Genomic DNA, 16,921 nt, shown 5'->3' with positions numbered 1-16,921 from the left:
GAGGACGATAAATCCGTTGTCTTACTTTGAATGGCTCCTCCATAAGATTCCGAGTAAAACCAGTATGACTATATCCAACCTTGCTTCAAAGGCAAATGACAAAAAGCCTGTATGCAAAATAGGAACTTTGGTGAGCAATATGGCAGCAATCATGATGAACAACAAGGGGACACTCGCTTTTTTGACATGAAAATTAAGAATGATCAACCCAGCACACACAACTTCCGTTACGGCTATTATTATAACAGCCGTGGCAGCACTAGGAATACCGAGATGGGCGAATATAGAAGAGAATTCAGGATTCAACAGCTTAATTAATCCGGACACAATAAAAACATAACCGACTATATAGCGGATCAGTTGCATGGATGATAAAGCAGACTTCAACGGTTTCCCTCCTTTTATATTGGTTTATGTCCAATATATGCTTGTCAGGACAACCTATGTCAGTTAAAGGAACATACGGATGGTTACCGTAGAAATATTTATCTTTTCTGAAAATTTAATTGCTTTTTGGAGTAAATATTATTACTATATAAAGTAAGGAGGGGTTGCTGTGAAGGAAGACATTCAATTAAATGTCCCGTTGCTCCGTAAACGTGTTCCTAATTTGACGACAGCTGCCAAATCTGTTGGTTTGCGGCCTGCAACAGTATCTAACTTATGCACAGGAAAAATTTCACTGGGAAAAGCGGAGGTCCGGACACTAGTAAGCCTGGCATCATTGGCTGATTGTACTGTCGATGAGCTGATCATACGAAAAGGCGGGGGAGAGATGATCGAAACCGGTATAAAAGTAATGGATTTTTTTGCACCTATTGTTAAAGGAGGACGTATTGGCCTGGTTGCACGACAAGGGATGGGACAACTGGTGGTGTTGACGGAAGTATTTTACAGATTGAAGAAAAAAGGATTCCGTACCATTTTCCTTGCAAATAGCACAGACAATAGCATTGCCGATGTCTTGACTGAAACGGATTTTCATACTTCTTGTGTCTACTATGCCTTTGAGAAGCTGAAAGAGTTCAGACAGGAAGGCGAGATAATCTTGGGTATTGACCGTAGTATCTACCTGTCAGAAACTTTTCACGAACTGGAAGAAAAATTAACGGAAGATGGCGGGGATGCCATTACTTACGCCATCGTGGATACAAGCGGAGATGCAGTGGACGAAGAAATGCCGTATGGACCTTTGGATACATTATGGGATTTTGATATGGAACTTGCTGTTAAGCATAATTTCCCGGCAGTCCATCCACTAGTTTCCACTTCAACAATTCTGGAAGGGCTGGAAGCGGGAAGCAGGCATCTGGAGACACAGTCAAAAGCGAAAAAGATGATCAGGAGATACAAAGAGCTGAAATTTTTTGTCCGGCATCGCGGTTTAAACAGTCTATCTGATAGAGATCAGCAATTATACAGCCGTGGCGAGAAGTTGGAAGCATACTTCACACAGCCCTTTTATGTGGCGGAGGACTTCACCAATATAAAAGGAGAATCCGTCCCACTTGATGTGACAATCAAAAATGTCGAGCATATCATGACCGGCAAGGTCGACAGCCTGGAATCAGATAAATTGAGATATATAGGAGAATTGCCAGCATGATTACTAAAGACTTGAGAAATGGTTTTTCTATAGATTGCAGTTGCAAAACCCTTGTTTAAATGTTATAGTTACTGAGCGATGAGCTATTTGCGTAAGTCGAAAGATATGCTTTCATGCTAAACGTCGAATGTGGTCGACGGTCTATTCGCCGCAAACGTAAAGCCTCCCTGACAGGACAGGGGGGCTTTTTTTATTATTGATTTTTGTTTGCAAGGACCATCTACCTGCAGGAGTATGATCTTTGCTAGGAATATTCCATGGTAGACAACTTTTAGATCCACCTCTCGTGTGAACAGAAAATCTAACCTATGCAGTGGGAAATAGCTTATATTTTTCTGCAGCGTCGGCTTACCACTCCATCCGAAAAGGATGAAAGGAAGTCACAATGAAGTTATGTCGCAGTTTATATATACCCTGAAACAACAATTTTGTCGAAAACAGCCTTGCGATTTAAATGCTTAAATGCGACTTATTTCTAAACTTCCGGTAACAATAACGTAAGAAAAATAATTCGGAGGATTAGATATGGGTGCAAACAATCAGAAGATATATTGTGCAAGTGAGTACGATGTGTTAAAGCGTGTTATGTTATGCGAACCTCAGTATATGACTATTAGAGATGTGATCAATGAAGCGCAAAAACATTACAAAGATGAGGGTATACACATTGAAACTGCAGTAAGACAGCACAGGGAATTCGTGAGCAAATTGAGGGCCTGTGATGTGGAAGTGGTACTATTGCCGTACCATAAAAAATTTCCAGAGCAAGTGTTCACCAGGGATATTGGTTTTACACTTGGGGAAATCATTTTCGTTGCCGACATGGCCCAGGAAGTGAGAGATGGCGAAGAAGATCAATTGAAACAGTGGCTGGAGGATGAAGAGGTATCTTACTACAATTTGATCGGTGACTATATAGAAGGGGGAGATGTCATAATTGACAATTCCACCGTATTTGTCGGCCTGAGTAACCGGACCAATCAAAATGCCGCAAATCATTTACGGAAATTGCTTACGGATAAGGAAATTGTGACGATCCCATTTAAAGAAAAATACCTGCATTTAGACTGTGTATTTAATGTCATTTCCCCTGATGAGGCGCTATGCTTTCCTGAAGCATTGGGCAAACAGGAAATGGAGGTTTTGAATGCCCGATATGATTTGATTGAAGTGACATCAGAAGAACAATTCACGTTGGGAACAAATGTCTTAAATATAGGCGAAAAACGAATTTTCAGTCTGCCGGTAAATAAAAATGTCAATAAACAACTCCGCGAGAGGGGCTATGATGTGATTGAAGTGGATATATCGGAAATCATTAAGTCCGGTGGTTCTTTCCGTTGTTGTACATTACCAATTCTACGTCAGTGATAGTACGGAAAGGAACGATTCCATTTCTCTTGGCTTCGTTCCTTTTTTTATTCCCTCGAACCATGACTCTTTTAAGTGTGTACATATTGGAGCAAATGAATAAATTTCATGACTTGAGGCATTATAACAGGCGATAACAAATTGTCTCAGGAGGTATAAATTGAAAAGAATAGTTTTGACTGTTACAGGTCTTTTTTGTCTTTCCCTCGCATGTCCTGAAGGATTTGGAATAGCTGCTCCTGTAGAAACAGAAGAAAGAAAGGAAAACAGGGGTTCATTGTCACATGAATGGATTCATATCGGGACCGATCATGAAACCATTGAAGTGGACACGCATAGTTACAATTACTGGAAAAACTTCATTAAGAGGACCAGGAGTTGTCTAATTTCTCATGAAATAAAGACAGAGATTTTTTATTGCAAACTTCATGATCATACTAAAACAAAATCATCGGTAGAAAGGGTAATACACAGTGACAACCACTCAGGTAAACATTAGAATTGCCACTTGAATACATAATGGAAAGGAAGACATTTGATGGAACATTTGGATATTGCCCGCTCCATGTTCGGAACAACGATGGGCTTTCACATCATATTCGCAACACTTGGAGTAGGAATACCCCTAATGATTTTGTTTGCGGAACTTCTATACCAAAAAACAAAAGACAAAGATTACGCAATCATGGCCAATAGGTGGACCAAAGGTTTTGCGGTTCTGCTCGGAGTGGCGATACCGACAGGGACAATCGCCGGTGTCCAGTTATCTTTGTTATGGCCGGGGTTTATGGAAGTTATCGGAGAAGTTATGGCTCTTCCTTTCCAAATCGAAATATATGCTTTCTTTGTAGAAGCTTTATTCATGTCGATTTATGTGTATGCTGCCGATCGAATTCCTCCATGGATGAGAATATTAAGTGTAAGTCTCGTGGCGTTGGGAGCAGTGGCTTCTGCCATCCTGATTACCAATGTTCATGCATTTCAGGAAACACCTGTCGGATTCCGGATCGAGAACGGGGAAATAGTGGATGTGGATCCCTGGGCTGCTTTTTTCAACCCGAGTTTCTTTATAACGGCCAGTCATGTGGTAGTTTCTGCTTATATGACTGGTGCGTTCGTCATAGCTTCTATCGCTGCTTTTAAATTGCGGAAATCTGTCTTTCAAAGCAGAGTTTATCAATTTCATAAAAAGGCCCTCGTTCTTAGTTTGGCTGTGGGCGGGATATTTTCTCTGTTGACTGCATTCAATGGTCATGAATCTGCACAAATGCTGCATGAATATCAACCGGAAAAGCTGGCCGCTGCTGAAGGGTTATTCGAAACACAGGATTACGCCCCGCTCGCTATCGGTGGTTATACGGATCGAGAGTCAGAAGAAGTAAAATGGGCAATCGAAATTCCCTGGGCCTTAAGTTTTTTGGCTGATGACCGGTTTGATACTGTCGTTAAGGGATTGAATGATTATCCGGAAGAATGGTGGCCTCCACTGTATATTCACACTCTTTTCAATGCAATGGTGGGGATCGGATCCTTACTGATCCTCTTATCTCTGATTGGTTTTGCCTGGAATAAAGTATTGAAAAAAGATCGGTTCCCCAAAATATTGATATGGGCTTTTGTCTTTTCTGGGCCTTTATCCATGCTTGCAATCGAATTCGGCTGGATCTTTGCATGTACGGGCAGACAGCCTTGGGTGATTTACAGAATGCTGACAACAGAAGAGGTCGTTACCGGATCAACCCAATTAGGTACATTGTTCTTCTTGTTCGGTTTAGTTTATCTCGTTCTTGCCATTGCGGTTGTATTAGTGCTCAGAGTATATTTCCGGAAACATCCTGTTCAACAAGAATTAGAAGAAGCGGACAGATAAACTTGGATTAAGAAAGGCAGGTGAACAGAAGTGGCCGATGTAATAATTGCTATCACCATTCTCTGGGGGTTCATATTTATTTATTCTGTTATGGCTACCATGGATTTCGGAGCCGGTTTTTGGTCGATGATTTATATAAACAAAGAACAGACCAATGCCACCAACATAGCTAACCGCTATTTATCTCCGACATGGGAGGTCACCAATGTGTTTATAGTGGCGATAGTGGTTGCTTTGATCAGTTTTTTTCCTGGAGCAACTTTTACTCTGGGTACCGTTTTGTTGCTGCCAGGCAGCATGATATTATTGCTTCTGGCTATCCGCAGTGGCTTTCTTGTTTTTTCCCATATTGCAAAGGAATATGAAAAGCCGCTGACATATGTGTCAGGTATAACCGGATTTTTGATACCAGCTCTTCTGATTTGCATTCTTCCGATTACACACGGAGAGTTTATCGAAGAAAGGAATGGAGTAGAGCAATTAATGCTGGGTGAATTGTTCACAAGTCCGCATGTTCTTTCCTTTATCGGCTTTGCAATAAGCAGTACGCTGTTCCTGTCTTCCTTGTTGCTTGCTGATTTTTCGAATCATGCAGATGAACCTGAAGCATATAAAGTTTATAGGAGGGATGCATTAATCTTAGGTCCGATAACTTTGCTGATGGCGTTTCTTATCATGCTGACTATGAAGTATGAAGCAGGATGGATTTATGAGAAAATGCTTGATTTTAGTCCTTACTTAATATCTTCTGTGGCAGCTTTCTTACTAGCAGGGGTTTTTCTGTTTTTCCCAAAGGTCGGTTCGAGGAGAATCAAAGGCATGCCAAGACTTGCAGTAATTATCGTGGTTATCCAATATTTACTTGCAAGCTATGCATACGGAAGGGCACATCTACCGTATTTGGTTTACCCTACGATCACAATCGAGGAAGGATTTACAAATCCGAATGCTTTCAGAGCCTTGTTTGTAAGCTATGTGGTCGGATTTGCCATTTTGTTTCCTGGCTTTATTTACTTTTGGAAGTTATTTATGAAAGACAAAGCCTATGCGAAAAAAAAGGAAGGTAATTATAGTAAATAAAAAAATTCATCAGGGTTATACCTGATGAATTTGGCTTATTTTCTTTCGGCTTCGAAAGCGGCTATTTTATCTTCATTTGTCAAAGTGACTGCGATTTCATCCCAACCATTTAGAAGCATTTCCCTTTGATATCCGGGTAGATTAAAGGGGACATCGAAACCTCCATTGTCCTTAACTCTTTGTTGCTCAAGATCCACAGTGAGCGTGTATTGTTTCTTTTCCGCACGTTCAATGATTATGCTTGTATGTTCTTCGCTTAATTGAATTGGCAGGATTCCGTTTTTGGTGCAATTGTTATAAAAAATGTCGGCAAAACTTGGTGCGATGATAACCTTGAACCCATAATCCTGCAGTGCCCATGGAGCGTGTTCTCTTGATGAACCACATCCGAAATTTTCACCTGCAACAAGAATCGATGCCCCATCATATTTAGTTTCATTAAGGGAGAAGTCTTTTTTTCGTGATCCATCGTCATTAAAGCGCCAATTGTAAAACAAAAATTGGCCGAACCCCTGCCGCTCAATTCTTTTCAAAAATTGTTTAGGGATTATCTGATCCGTATCGATATTGGCTCTGTTCAATGGGTAGACTAATCCTTCATGTTTCCTGATCGGTTCCACTATGACCCCTCCTAAGAATTAAGTGTTGCTTCTGTAAATTTCCTGACGTCTACAAAATGGCCTTCGATCGCTGCAGCTGCAGCCATTTCAGGACTGACTAAATGTGTTCTCGATCCATTTCCTTGTCTTCCTTCGAAGTTGCGGTTGGATGTGGAAGCACATCGTTCACCAGGAGGGACAATGTCATCATTCATTGCGAGACACATGCTGCACCCGGCTTGCCGCCATTCGAAGCCGGCCTGGGTGAAAATAGTATCCAATCCTTCTGCTTCAGCAGCCTTTTTTACACTGTACGAACCGGGTACGACGATTGCCTGAACATTTCGATGTACCTTTTTTCCTCTGATCACTTCGGCTGCTCTTCGCAGGTCGCTTAGCCGTGAATTGGTACAAGAACCTATAAAAACATGTTCGATTGCGACAGATGAAATTGGCTGTCCCGGTTTCAATCCCATATATTCCAAGGCACGGTTGATTTCTTCTTTCTTGCTTTCAGAAGCAGCGGATTCCGGATCAGGTACTGACGCGCTTACCGGGATACACATTCCAGGATTCGTTCCCCACGATACTTGTGGTTCAATTTCTTCTGCATCGATCTCGACAGTCGAATCATAGACAGCTCCATCGTCTGTAGCCAATGATTTCCACTCTGCTGCAGCTGTCTCGAAGGCATCATCCTTGGGAACATGCCGTTTTCCTCTTAGATACTCAACCGTCGTGTCATCCGGACTGATTAACCCGGCACGGGCACCTGCCTCAATGGACATGTTGCATACGGTCATTCTTTCCTCCATGGTAAGATCTTGAATTGCTTCACCGGTGTACTCGATGACATAGCCTGTTCCAAAACGAACGCCGAATTTGGCGATGATCGCCAAAATCAAATCTTTTGAAGTAACTCCTTTCCCGAGTTTGCCATTGATTTTGACGTTTAGTGTTTTTGGTTTTGACTGCCAAAGTGTCTGGGTGGCCAGTACGTGTTCGACTTCACTAGTGCCTATGCCGAATGCCAGTGCACCGAATGCTCCATGTGTAGAAGTGTGACTGTCACCACAAACAATTGTCTTTCCAGGCTGAGTAAGTCCTAACTCCGGTCCAATCACATGGACAATTCCCTGATCAGGATGGTCGATATCCGCCAAAGAGACACCGAATTCAGCGCAATTCTGCTTCAGTGTTTCCATTTGTTTCTTCGATACGGCATCTTTGATGACGTTTCGGTGTTTGGTCGGAACATTATGATCCATTGTGGCGAAAGTGCGTTCCGGCCGGCGTACAGGACGATTGTTCATTCTCAATCCTTCAAATGCCTGTGGGGAAGTAACTTCATGTACTAGATGTAAATCAATATAAAGTAAATCTGGTTTTCCATCTTCCTGGTGGACGACGTGTCGGTCCCAAATCTTTTCAATTATCGTTTTTGGCTTGCCCATCATCATTTCAACTCCTTACTATTGGGGGGATGGGGGAGACAGCAGTCCCCCTCCGTCAAGGTCCTGAATTTTCCATTATGCATAGCAGTTTTGAATACTTTTTGTGGTATTCTGAGATTTGATCAACTCTACAATCAAGCGGGTCATCTCTTTCGTTCCTACTTGCTGTCCGTCTTTAACCTGTAAGTCGGCTGTATAGTACCCTTCATTTAAAATCGACTGGACGGCAGATTCAATCAATTCCGCTTCATTTTCCAAATGGAAAGAGTGTCGCAACATCAGTGCAGAGGACAATATCATAGCTAATGGGTTTGCTACTCCTTTACCGGCTATATCGGGGGCGGAGCCATGGACTGGCTCATACAAACCGACACCGTCTTCCCGCAAGCTCGCTGATGGAAGCATGCCCAGTGAACCAGTCAAAACGGAAGCTTCATCACTTAAAATGTCCCCGAACATGTTTTCGGTAACAATTACATCGAATTGACCTGGATTTGTAATAAGTTTCATGGCAGCAGCATCGACTAAAAGATGCTCAACACTAACGTCCGGATAAGCGGTTTTCTTTTCTTCAACTACTTCCCGCCACAATTTACTTGATTCCAGAACATTGGCTTTATCTACAGAAGTTAACTGTTTTCTTCGCAGTTGGGCACTTTGAAATGCTTTGTCGACCACCTGCTCAATTTCTTTTTTTGTATAGGATAAAGTGTCAACTACTGTTTCACCGTTATCTCGCCGCTCACTGGGTTGGCCGAAATAAAGACCTCCGATCAATTCTCTTACGATTAACAAATCGCTCCCTTTTACTACTTCTTCTTTAAGAGGGGAGGCATGCAGAAGCTTCGGAAATCCTTTTACAGGACGAAGGTTGGCAAATAGGTTGAGAGCCTTCCTGATGCCGAGCAAACCTCTCTCGGGTCGGAGATGGGAGGGAAGTTCATCCCACTTGGGACCCCCTACAGCTCCCAATAGGACGGCATCTGCTTGCTTACAAGCTTCCACTGTTGCCTCTGGTAGAGGAGTACCGTGTTTGTCAACTGCAGAACCGCCGATGTCATGTGTTTCAAAAGAGAATTGATGACCGAACTCTTCAGCCACTGCTATCAGGACTTCCTGGGCAGATTTGATTACTTCAGTACCAATTCCATCACCAGGCAGAAGTACTATTTGTTTATTCATGGTAAGCCTCCTTCTATTATGATAATGGGCCTCAACGCATCACAGTTGGGCAGTTTGTTTCGTTAAACTTCTTTGGTTGATAAAAGTCCGGTTTACTGCGTTTAAAAAAGCTTGTGCCGAGGCTTCTAAAACATCCTGGGCAGAACCGCGCCCACTGACTTCATCGCCATTGACTGTCATATTGACATGGACTTCAGCCAAGGCGTCGCGTCCTTTGCCGATTGAACTCAAATTGAAGTCCGTTAAATGAATTTCTTCTTCGACCAATGATTCAATTGTGTTATAAAGAGCTTCCACGCTGCCTTGGCCAGTAGAGGCTGTCTCTACACGGGAACCTTCAGGTGTAGTCAAGGCCACTGTAGCGGTAGGCATATTGGATGATCCATATTGAACTTGAAAAGCCTGAAGAGAATATTTCTTTACATCGCTTAAATCGGTTTGGATATCCGTTAAAATAGTGAACAAGTCATCATCTGTAACTTCTTTTTTTCGATCGGTCAGCAATTTGAAGGACTTGAATGCCTGGGTAATTTTCTCTTCGGAAAATTGATAGCCGAGCTGCTCGACTTTATCTTTAAATGCATGGCGTCCGGAATGTTTACCGAGGACCAGATTGTTGGAATGAATGCCGACCAGCTCTGGTGTAATAATTTCATAGGTTGAAGCATTTTTCAGGACTCCATCCTGATGGATGCCTGATTCATGTGCAAATGCATTCCTGCCAACGACCGCCTTATTGGCAGGCACGGCCATGCCGGTGAATTTGCTGACAAGGTCACTGGTCCTTTTTATTTCTTTTAAAACAAGATTGGTTTGGTAAGGATAGCGATCATTCCGGATGTTTAACGCAACGGCAAACTCCTCTAATGCCGCATTACCGGCCCGTTCACCGATTCCGTTTATAGTTCCTTCAATTTGGGTGGCACCGTTTTCGATGGCTGCCAAGGAATTGGCAACAGCCATGCCCAAGTCATCATGGCAGTGGGCGGAGAGAGCCACTTTATTTATATTCGGAACGTTTTCCCGCACATAACGGAAAAGCTTTCCGTACTCCTCGGGAGTCGTATAACCCACAGTATCCGGTAGATTTACAACAGTAGCTCCAGCATCGATGACTTTCTCGATAATTTTAACGAGGAAGTCCTTATCCGATCTTGTGGCATCCTCAGCCGACCACTCGACTTGAGGGAATTTCTCCCTTGCGTAAGCTACCATCTCTACGGCAGTCTGAATGACTTCTTCCGGTGTCTTTTTTAATTTATGAGTCATGTGGATAGGGGAGGTGGCAAGGAAAATATGCAGCCTAGGCTCATCCGCATCTTTTAGCGCATCCCATGCAATATCGATATCTGATTTCTTTGCTCTTGCAAGTCCTGTAACAGAAACATTCTTAATGGTCCTTGCGATGTTCCGGACTGCCTCGAAATCCCCTTGGGAGGAAGCAGGGAATCCTGCTTCCATGATATCTACGCCGAAACGTTCCAATTGCTTGGCGATCTCCAACTTTTCAAGCTGATTCAGATTGACACCGGGCGACTGTTCGCCATCTCTTAGTGTCGTATCGAACACTTTAATTTGAGCCATGTGTGACCACTTCTTTCTTCTTAGAGTTTAGAGGCTGTTTAACAAATGGCATTAACTCACGAAGCTCACGACCTACCTTTTCAATTGGATGATTGTTTTCTGATGTATTGATTGCGTTGAATTGTGGACGGTTGACTTGGTTTTCCAATATCCATCCTTTGGCAAATGTACCGGTTTGAATGTCGCTGAGCACTTCTTTCATTCTTGCTTTTGTTTCTTCGTTGACAACGCGAGGGCCGGAAACAAAGTCACCCCACTGAGCTGTATCGGAAATAGAGTAACGCATGTTCTCCAAGCCGCCTTCATACATCAAGTCAACGATCAATTTCAATTCATGCATACATTCAAAGTAAGCGACCTCTGGCTGGTAACCTGCTTCAGTCAACGTTTCAAAGCCTGCTTTTACCAGACTGGTAAGCCCTCCACACAATACTGCCTGCTCACCGAACAAATCAGTTTCCGTTTCTTCCTGGAAAGTTGTTTGTAATACACCAGCACGTCCGGCACCGATTCCTTTTGCATATGCCAATGCTGTTTGTGATGCATTGCCAGTGAAATCCTGATAAATACCATAAAGTGCAGGAACCCCGGCGCCTTCCTGGTAAGTTCTGCGTACCAGATGACCTGGACCTTTAGGGGCGACAAGGAATACATCTACATCTTCAGGAGGTACTACCTGATTAAAGTGAATATTAAATCCGTGGGCAAATGCCAGTGCATTTCCCGGCTGCAAGTTCGGTTTAATGCTTTCTTCGTACACCTTCGGCTGATATTCATCAGGAAGAAGTATCATTACTACATCCGCCTGTGCTGTTGCTTCAGCCACTGTTTGGACTTCCAAACCGTCCTCGACAGCCTTATCCCATGACTTTCCTTCTCTCAATCCTACGACTACATCAAATCCACTTTCTTTCAAATTAAGTGCGTGGGCATGTCCTTGAGAGCCATAACCAATAACGGCTACCTTTTTTGCTTGTAGTTCCTCTTCGCGAATATCATTGTGGTAAAGTACTTTTGTCATAATAAAAACATCCTCTCAAATTTTGTTATTTATTTTAATAGAATAAAATACAGGTTCTGTTTCTTATTTAAGTAGTGAATAAGAGTTAAGTTCTGTAACTTGCGGTTGGTGGCCTCGAAGGAAAGCAGTCATTCCGGTGCGGGCCAATTCTTTGATGCCATAGGGTCTTAGCAGTTCGATAAGTGCTTCGATTTTCTCCGGTTTACCGGTAACTTGAACGGAAAGGCTGTCTTTGCTGACATCGATGATGGAAGCCCGGAACGGTTCAATGATCCCTTGAAGTTCATTTCTCAATTGACCACTTGAGACTACCTTAATCAATGCAAGTTCTCTGGCTACAATCGCTTTGTCCGTAATATCGGAAACCTTGAGAACATCGATTTGCTTGTTCAGTTGTTTTGTCAGCTGTTCAAGTTTTTGATTATCCTGTACTTCGACAACGAATGTCATCTTGGAGATGCCTTCTGTTTCTGTCCGGCCGACTGAAATGCTTTCAATGTTGAATTGTCTTTTCTGCATTAATCCGGTGACCCGGTTTAAAACACCGCTTCGGTTTTGAACGGTAGCAGTTATAATTCGTCTCATGGTTTCACCCCAATCATTTCTTGAATTCCTTTACCAGGAGCTATCATCGGATATACGTTTTCCTGTTGAAGTACCCGGCAGTCCATCAACACAGGACCATCGTAAGCAAAAACTTCCGGCAAGAGATCAATCAATTCTTTTTGCGTTTCCACTTTATAACCACGGATACTATAGCTTTCAGCAAGCTTTACAAAATCAGGCTGTACATGGAGAAGCGATTCGGAATATCGTTCTTGATAGAAGGTTTCCTGCCATTGACGAACCATGCCGAGTGCTGCGTTATTGACGATGACCACTTTGACCGGAAGCCCGCGCTCCTGTAGAACGGATAATTCCTGCAATGTCATTTGGAAACCTCCATCACCGACAACAGCAACAACTTGTTCGCCAGGTTTTGCAAGCTGGGCGCCAATGGCGGCCGGGAAGCCGAAGCCCATCGTTCCTAAACCACCCGAAGTGACCCATTTATTAGGTTTGTCAAAAGCATAATATTGGGCTGCCCACATTTGATGCTGTCCAACATCTGTGGTAATAATTGCATCGCCATCCGTTGCATTATGCAAAGATTCGATTAACCATTGAGGTACCATTTCCTTATCCGGATTGTTGTACCATAAAGGAAACTCGACTTTTCTGGATGCCAGCAATTCTTGCCATTCATTGTTATCAGGCGACTCACAGTGCTGACTGTTCAATGCTTCCAATGCTGCTTTTGAATCAGACACAACCGGAATATGTGTTGCCACATTTTTCCCTATTTCCGCAGGGTCGATATCGATATGAGCAACAGTTGCCGATGGAGCGAAATGATCAAGATTTCCGGTCAATCGGTCATCAAACCGGGCACCTATATTGATGAGCAAGTCACACTCATACAAAGCCATGTTGGCAGCATATGTTCCATGCATGCCAGCCATTCCTAATGACAAACTGTGATTTCCCGGAAAGCCTCCAAGCCCTAGAAGAGTGGTGGCAACTGCAAGATCGTGTGTCTCGGCAAATCTTTTTAACTCTTCAGAGGCATTCCCGAACAAGACTCCAGCACCTGCGAGGATAACCGGCTTTTTCGATTTTCCAAGTGCATCGGCCAGCTTTTTTATTTGAAGTGGGTTCGGTTTCACCGTAGGCTGATAGCCTGGAAGGTGAAAATCCGTATCATAATTGTCTCCGCAGGGATTTGCTGAAATGTCTTTAGGAATATCTACTACTACAGGACCTGGTCTGCCTGTGGAAGCAATATGGAATGCTTCTTTTACGATTCGTGGCAGATCAGCTATATCCTGAACCTGGTAATTGTGTTTTGTAATTGGAGTAGTGATTCCCATAACGTCTGCTTCCTGGAATGCATCTGTACCGATTACTCCTCTTGCAACTTGCCCGGTGAAGACAACTAGCGGAAGAGAATCGATCATCGCATCCGCTATCCCGGTAACGAGGTTTGTGGCCCCAGGCCCGGAAGTGGCAATCACTACTCCTGGTTTTCCGGAAACCCGTGCATAGCCTTCCGCTGCATGGATGGCCCCCTGTTCATGCCGGGTAAGAATATGTGTAAAGGAATCTTTCGCTTTATAGATCGCATCATAAATAGGTAAAACAGCACCACCTGGGTAACCGAATATTGTTTCAACCTTTTCACTGATCAGCGATTCGACTAAAAGATCTGCTCCTGTCTTGGGTTCTGTTCCGGTTTTGATTTCCGGCATGGTTTTTACCTTCACTTTGTAATCCCTCCTAATAAGAGTCATTTGAATATTTTGATAATTATAGATAAAACTTTATAATTCAACATGAAAAAAGACCTCATTCTTCCTCAAATAAACTGCAGCAAATGCAGAATATCGGGGAGAAAAGGTCTTTGCTTTTCACGGTACCACCCTGATTTGCAGTATCCTCACGGATACTGCCTCATGGAGCAACAGCCAAATGCTTGAATGCTCCTTTTGGTAACAGGTGGTTTATTTCACCTGGTTATGCCTAGTGGGCTCCAATCCGTTCGGCATAACACTCTGGGACGATGTCGGAATAAGGTGTACTTCCGGGCTTCCAGCAACCCCGGCTCTCTGTGAGTACAGCTATCTTATTCCTTTGTTCCCGTCATCGTTTTATTCTTATATAGTTTTTTGATAATCTAGCTTACCACTGCCTTAGTTGTGGTGCCGGGGTAACAATCGACCCCATCTTCAGTGACGATCTTTCTGAACTCCTGAAGTAAATGGTTTGTTACCTTTCCAGGTTTGCCATCCTGAATCTTACGGCCATCTACTTCGGCAACGGCAATTACTTCGACTGCTGTTCCTGTAAGAAAAACTTCATCGGCGACATAAACATCATGTCTGGTGAATGGAACTTCTTTGATTTCATAATTGTTTTGTCTGGCTAAATCAATGATGGCATTTCTTGTGATGCCTTCTAAGGCTCCCAGATAAACAGGGGGGGTATAGATGATTCCATTCTTTACAATAAATACATTATCTGCTGATCCTTCCGTTACATACCCTTGATCATTGAGCATCAGTGCTTCGTCTACACCCGCTTGGGTAGCCTCTAGTTTAACTAAAATATTGTTCAAATAATTCAATGATTTTATTTGTGGGCTGAGAACGTCCGGACGGTTACGGCGGCTTGCTACACATCCGACTTTTAGTCCGCGTTCATATAGTTCTTTAGGGAAGAGAGCCAGAGCTTCTGCGATAACGACTAATCGTGGTTGAGAGCAATGCCTGGGATCCAGACCTAAATTTCCTGCGCCTCTGGAAACGACAACCCGGATATAGGCGTTTTCCAACTGGTTTTTCCTGATTGTTTCCACAATAATTCGGGAAAGATCCTCCTTAGTGTGCGGCATTTGCAGCATGATGGACTGGGCTGATTCGTAAAGCCGTTTTAAATGTTCTTCCAATTTAAAAACGTTCCCGCCATAAACGCGAATTCCTTCAAAGACTCCGTCTCCATATAAAAAGCCATGATCATAAACGGAGACAACAGCATCTTCTTTTTTGACGAATCCGTCATTTAGGAATATCCATTGATTGCTCATTTTTCAACCACTCCTCTCTTTTAAAAGTTAAGTATGTCAGTTTATGAAGAATTCATATAAAAAGTATGGGCCATATTATAGATATGGTTTGAGGCCCGATAATCCACGATTCGAGAAATTTTGTTTGTAAGATTTTATTCCGTAAATGCTTGGATTGACGACAATAATACAACCATTTAATACGAAGGTCAACAGGTTTTGTAAAAGTTTTCTGATATTTATGACAAGTCAGAAAACTAGTAAGCGCTTACAGTGGTGTGGTGTAAGGGAAACCGCTTAAAAAAAAGTTTTGACCAGATCATACCCCCTTGTTTTACTCGATCTCAAAAAGAAATGAAAGGGCTTGTAACCTTATGCGGACAAGATTGATGGGATAAACCTTGGAATCAGGAACGACTGGAGCATCCGGCTCAAAGTTTTTATGGATAAGGAGAGGCCAGGTTGAATGGCCAGGAGGGAATTCTGGACTTGAATTTATGTAACTTTTTTTAAAAAGAAGTGTATATGAAACGACCGATAAGAAAGCAGCACTTCATTCATACTTATTGCTGACCTTTTTCCAAGCTGAGTTAATCGTATTTTAAGTGTTTCTCAAATTTTCTTGTAAAAGATGGGTAAAAGACTTGGAAATGTTTTCGGTATTTGTTATTATAATAATAGCTATTTTGTTCGTGACCACTTCAAGTAATTGAAACATCAACGTTTTGTAGAGGTAAGAGCAAGAATAGTAATACATGTGTGTGGAAAATCCACACAAGGAGGAAAAGTTTCATGGCTCAAGGAAAAGTAAAATGGTTTAACGCAGACAAAGGTTTCGGTTTTATCGAAGTAGAAGGACAAGACGATGTATTTGTTCATTTCTCTGCAATCCAAGAAGAAGGTTTCAAGACTCTTGAAGAAGGTCAAGAAGTAACTTTCGACGTTGAAGAAGGAAACCGTGGACCACAAGCAGCTAACGTTGTTAAAGCGTAAGCTAGCTTTATGATAGAGAGAGGCAACCCGATGGGTTGCCTCTCTTTTTGTTTTTAATCAAATCGGCGGAGGGTGGTTTTTATGAGCCAGTTATTTATTATTCCTTGTGGAAAGAAGAAAATTTGGGATAAGTATGAGCATGCGGGACCCGTTGCAGCAAAGCGGGCATACATTGGCACGTTTCATCGACTCTGTGAGAACTATGCTAAACAATTTGGAGATCGTTGGGTAACACTTTCAGCCAAATATGGCTATCTTGATCCCGAGGATATCGTTGAGGCAAACTACGATTTGACATTCGGGGACAAAACTAATGGGGTAATTACTCCTGCACGCCTGAAAGAGCAGGTCCTGGAAAAGCGGCTTGATCGATATATTGAAGTGATTGTCCTCACTGGTAAAAAGTATAAGCCAATTGTTTTTGGCAGTTTTCCGGATACACAGACCATAACGTTTCCATTACTCGACTGTTCTGGCATAGGCATGATGCAACAGCGCTTGAAAAGGGCTGTTCAAGACAATTTACCGATTCATTGAGAACAGGAGGCAGCATCCTCCTG

Annotated in this window: 16 protein-coding genes; 7 read left to right on the top strand and 9 right to left on the bottom strand. The window is 42.7% G+C overall.

Annotated features, from left to right (window positions below):
• Positions 1-21 precede the first annotated feature (21 nt).
• A complete protein-coding gene (locus tag CZ434_RS05705; protein WP_095742896.1) occupies positions 22-387 on the bottom strand; it encodes a DoxX family protein in 366 nt (121 codons plus the stop codon).
• 169 nt (positions 388-556) lie between these two features.
• Between CZ434_RS05705 and CZ434_RS05700 the strand changes: the two genes are divergently transcribed.
• The 5 genes from CZ434_RS05700 to CZ434_RS05680 all read left to right on the top strand — a co-directional run bounded on the left by CZ434_RS05700 (position 557) and on the right by CZ434_RS05680 (position 5,927).
• Positions 557-1,606, top strand: a complete 1,050-nt coding sequence (locus tag CZ434_RS05700; RefSeq protein ID WP_077622234.1) for a P-loop NTPase family protein — start codon at positions 557-559, stop codon at positions 1,604-1,606.
• Positions 1,607-2,131: 525 nt separating this feature from the next.
• Positions 2,132-2,977, top strand: a complete 846-nt coding sequence (locus CZ434_RS05695; protein ID WP_077622233.1) for a dimethylarginine dimethylaminohydrolase family protein — start codon at positions 2,132-2,134, stop codon at positions 2,975-2,977.
• 160 nt (positions 2,978-3,137) lie between these two features.
• On the top strand, positions 3,138-3,476 hold the full coding sequence (locus CZ434_RS05690) for a hypothetical protein (protein WP_077622232.1): 339 nt from the start codon (positions 3,138-3,140) through the stop codon (positions 3,474-3,476).
• A 39-nt stretch (positions 3,477-3,515) separates the two neighbouring features.
• The gene (locus tag CZ434_RS05685) at positions 3,516-4,847 is read left to right on the top strand and encodes a cytochrome ubiquinol oxidase subunit I (RefSeq protein WP_077622231.1); all 1,332 of its coding nucleotides are present in this window, start codon (positions 3,516-3,518) and stop codon (positions 4,845-4,847) included.
• 30 nt (positions 4,848-4,877) lie between these two features.
• Positions 4,878-5,927, top strand: coding sequence for a cytochrome d ubiquinol oxidase subunit II (locus CZ434_RS05680; RefSeq protein ID WP_077622230.1), 1,050 nt, complete (start codon positions 4,878-4,880; stop codon positions 5,925-5,927).
• A 35-nt stretch (positions 5,928-5,962) separates the two neighbouring features.
• On the opposite strand, the gene leuD is transcribed toward CZ434_RS05680, so the two are convergent.
• The 8 genes from leuD to ilvE form a co-directional block, all read right to left on the bottom strand.
• On the bottom strand, positions 5,963-6,547 hold the full coding sequence (gene leuD / locus CZ434_RS05675) for a 3-isopropylmalate dehydratase small subunit (RefSeq protein ID WP_077622229.1): 585 nt from the start codon (positions 6,545-6,547) through the stop codon (positions 5,963-5,965).
• A gap of 11 nt (positions 6,548-6,558) precedes the next feature.
• Positions 6,559-7,980: a 3-isopropylmalate dehydratase large subunit gene (gene leuC, locus CZ434_RS05670; protein WP_077625079.1), complete on the bottom strand. Its 1,422-nt coding sequence runs from the start codon at positions 7,978-7,980 to the stop codon at positions 6,559-6,561.
• A 75-nt stretch (positions 7,981-8,055) separates the two neighbouring features.
• Positions 8,056-9,162, bottom strand: a complete 1,107-nt coding sequence (leuB, locus tag CZ434_RS05665) for a 3-isopropylmalate dehydrogenase (RefSeq protein WP_077622228.1) — start codon at positions 9,160-9,162, stop codon at positions 8,056-8,058.
• Between the two features lie 39 nt (positions 9,163-9,201).
• Positions 9,202-10,746 carry a 2-isopropylmalate synthase gene (locus tag CZ434_RS05660; RefSeq protein ID WP_077622227.1) on the bottom strand — a complete coding sequence of 515 codons (1,545 nt, stop codon included), beginning with the start codon at positions 10,744-10,746 and terminating at the stop codon, positions 9,202-9,204.
• Positions 10,733-11,767: a ketol-acid reductoisomerase gene (gene ilvC, locus CZ434_RS05655; protein ID WP_077622226.1), complete on the bottom strand. Its 1,035-nt coding sequence runs from the start codon at positions 11,765-11,767 to the stop codon at positions 10,733-10,735. Before ilvC ends, CZ434_RS05660 begins: the two co-directional genes overlap by 14 nt.
• A 63-nt stretch (positions 11,768-11,830) precedes the next feature.
• Positions 11,831-12,352: an acetolactate synthase small subunit gene (gene ilvN, locus CZ434_RS05650; RefSeq protein WP_077622225.1), complete on the bottom strand. Its 522-nt coding sequence runs from the start codon at positions 12,350-12,352 to the stop codon at positions 11,831-11,833.
• Positions 12,349-14,055 carry an acetolactate synthase large subunit gene (gene ilvB / locus CZ434_RS05645; protein ID WP_077625078.1) on the bottom strand — a complete coding sequence of 569 codons (1,707 nt, stop codon included), beginning with the start codon at positions 14,053-14,055 and terminating at the stop codon, positions 12,349-12,351. The genes ilvN and ilvB overlap by 4 nt, the downstream gene beginning before the upstream one ends.
• Positions 14,056-14,480: 425 nt before the next feature.
• Positions 14,481-15,389 carry a branched-chain-amino-acid transaminase gene (gene ilvE / locus CZ434_RS05640; RefSeq protein ID WP_077622224.1) on the bottom strand — a complete coding sequence of 303 codons (909 nt, stop codon included), beginning with the start codon at positions 15,387-15,389 and terminating at the stop codon, positions 14,481-14,483.
• Positions 15,390-16,160: 771 nt separating this feature from the next.
• Between ilvE and CZ434_RS05635 the strand changes: the two genes are divergently transcribed.
• Positions 16,161-16,361: a cold-shock protein gene (locus CZ434_RS05635; RefSeq protein ID WP_026570561.1), complete on the top strand. Its 201-nt coding sequence runs from the start codon at positions 16,161-16,163 to the stop codon at positions 16,359-16,361.
• A gap of 81 nt (positions 16,362-16,442) precedes the next feature.
• Positions 16,443-16,898 carry a DUF6884 domain-containing protein gene (locus CZ434_RS05630; RefSeq protein WP_077622223.1) on the top strand — a complete coding sequence of 152 codons (456 nt, stop codon included), beginning with the start codon at positions 16,443-16,445 and terminating at the stop codon, positions 16,896-16,898.
• Positions 16,899-16,921: the final 23 nt, after the last annotated feature.

Origin of the sequence: Sediminibacillus massiliensis (assembly GCF_900156915.1) — a bacterium.
Lineage (GTDB): Bacteria > Bacillota > Bacilli > Bacillales > Amphibacillaceae > Sediminibacillus_A > Sediminibacillus_A massiliensis.
This window is presented reverse-complemented; position numbering and strand designations above follow the sequence as displayed.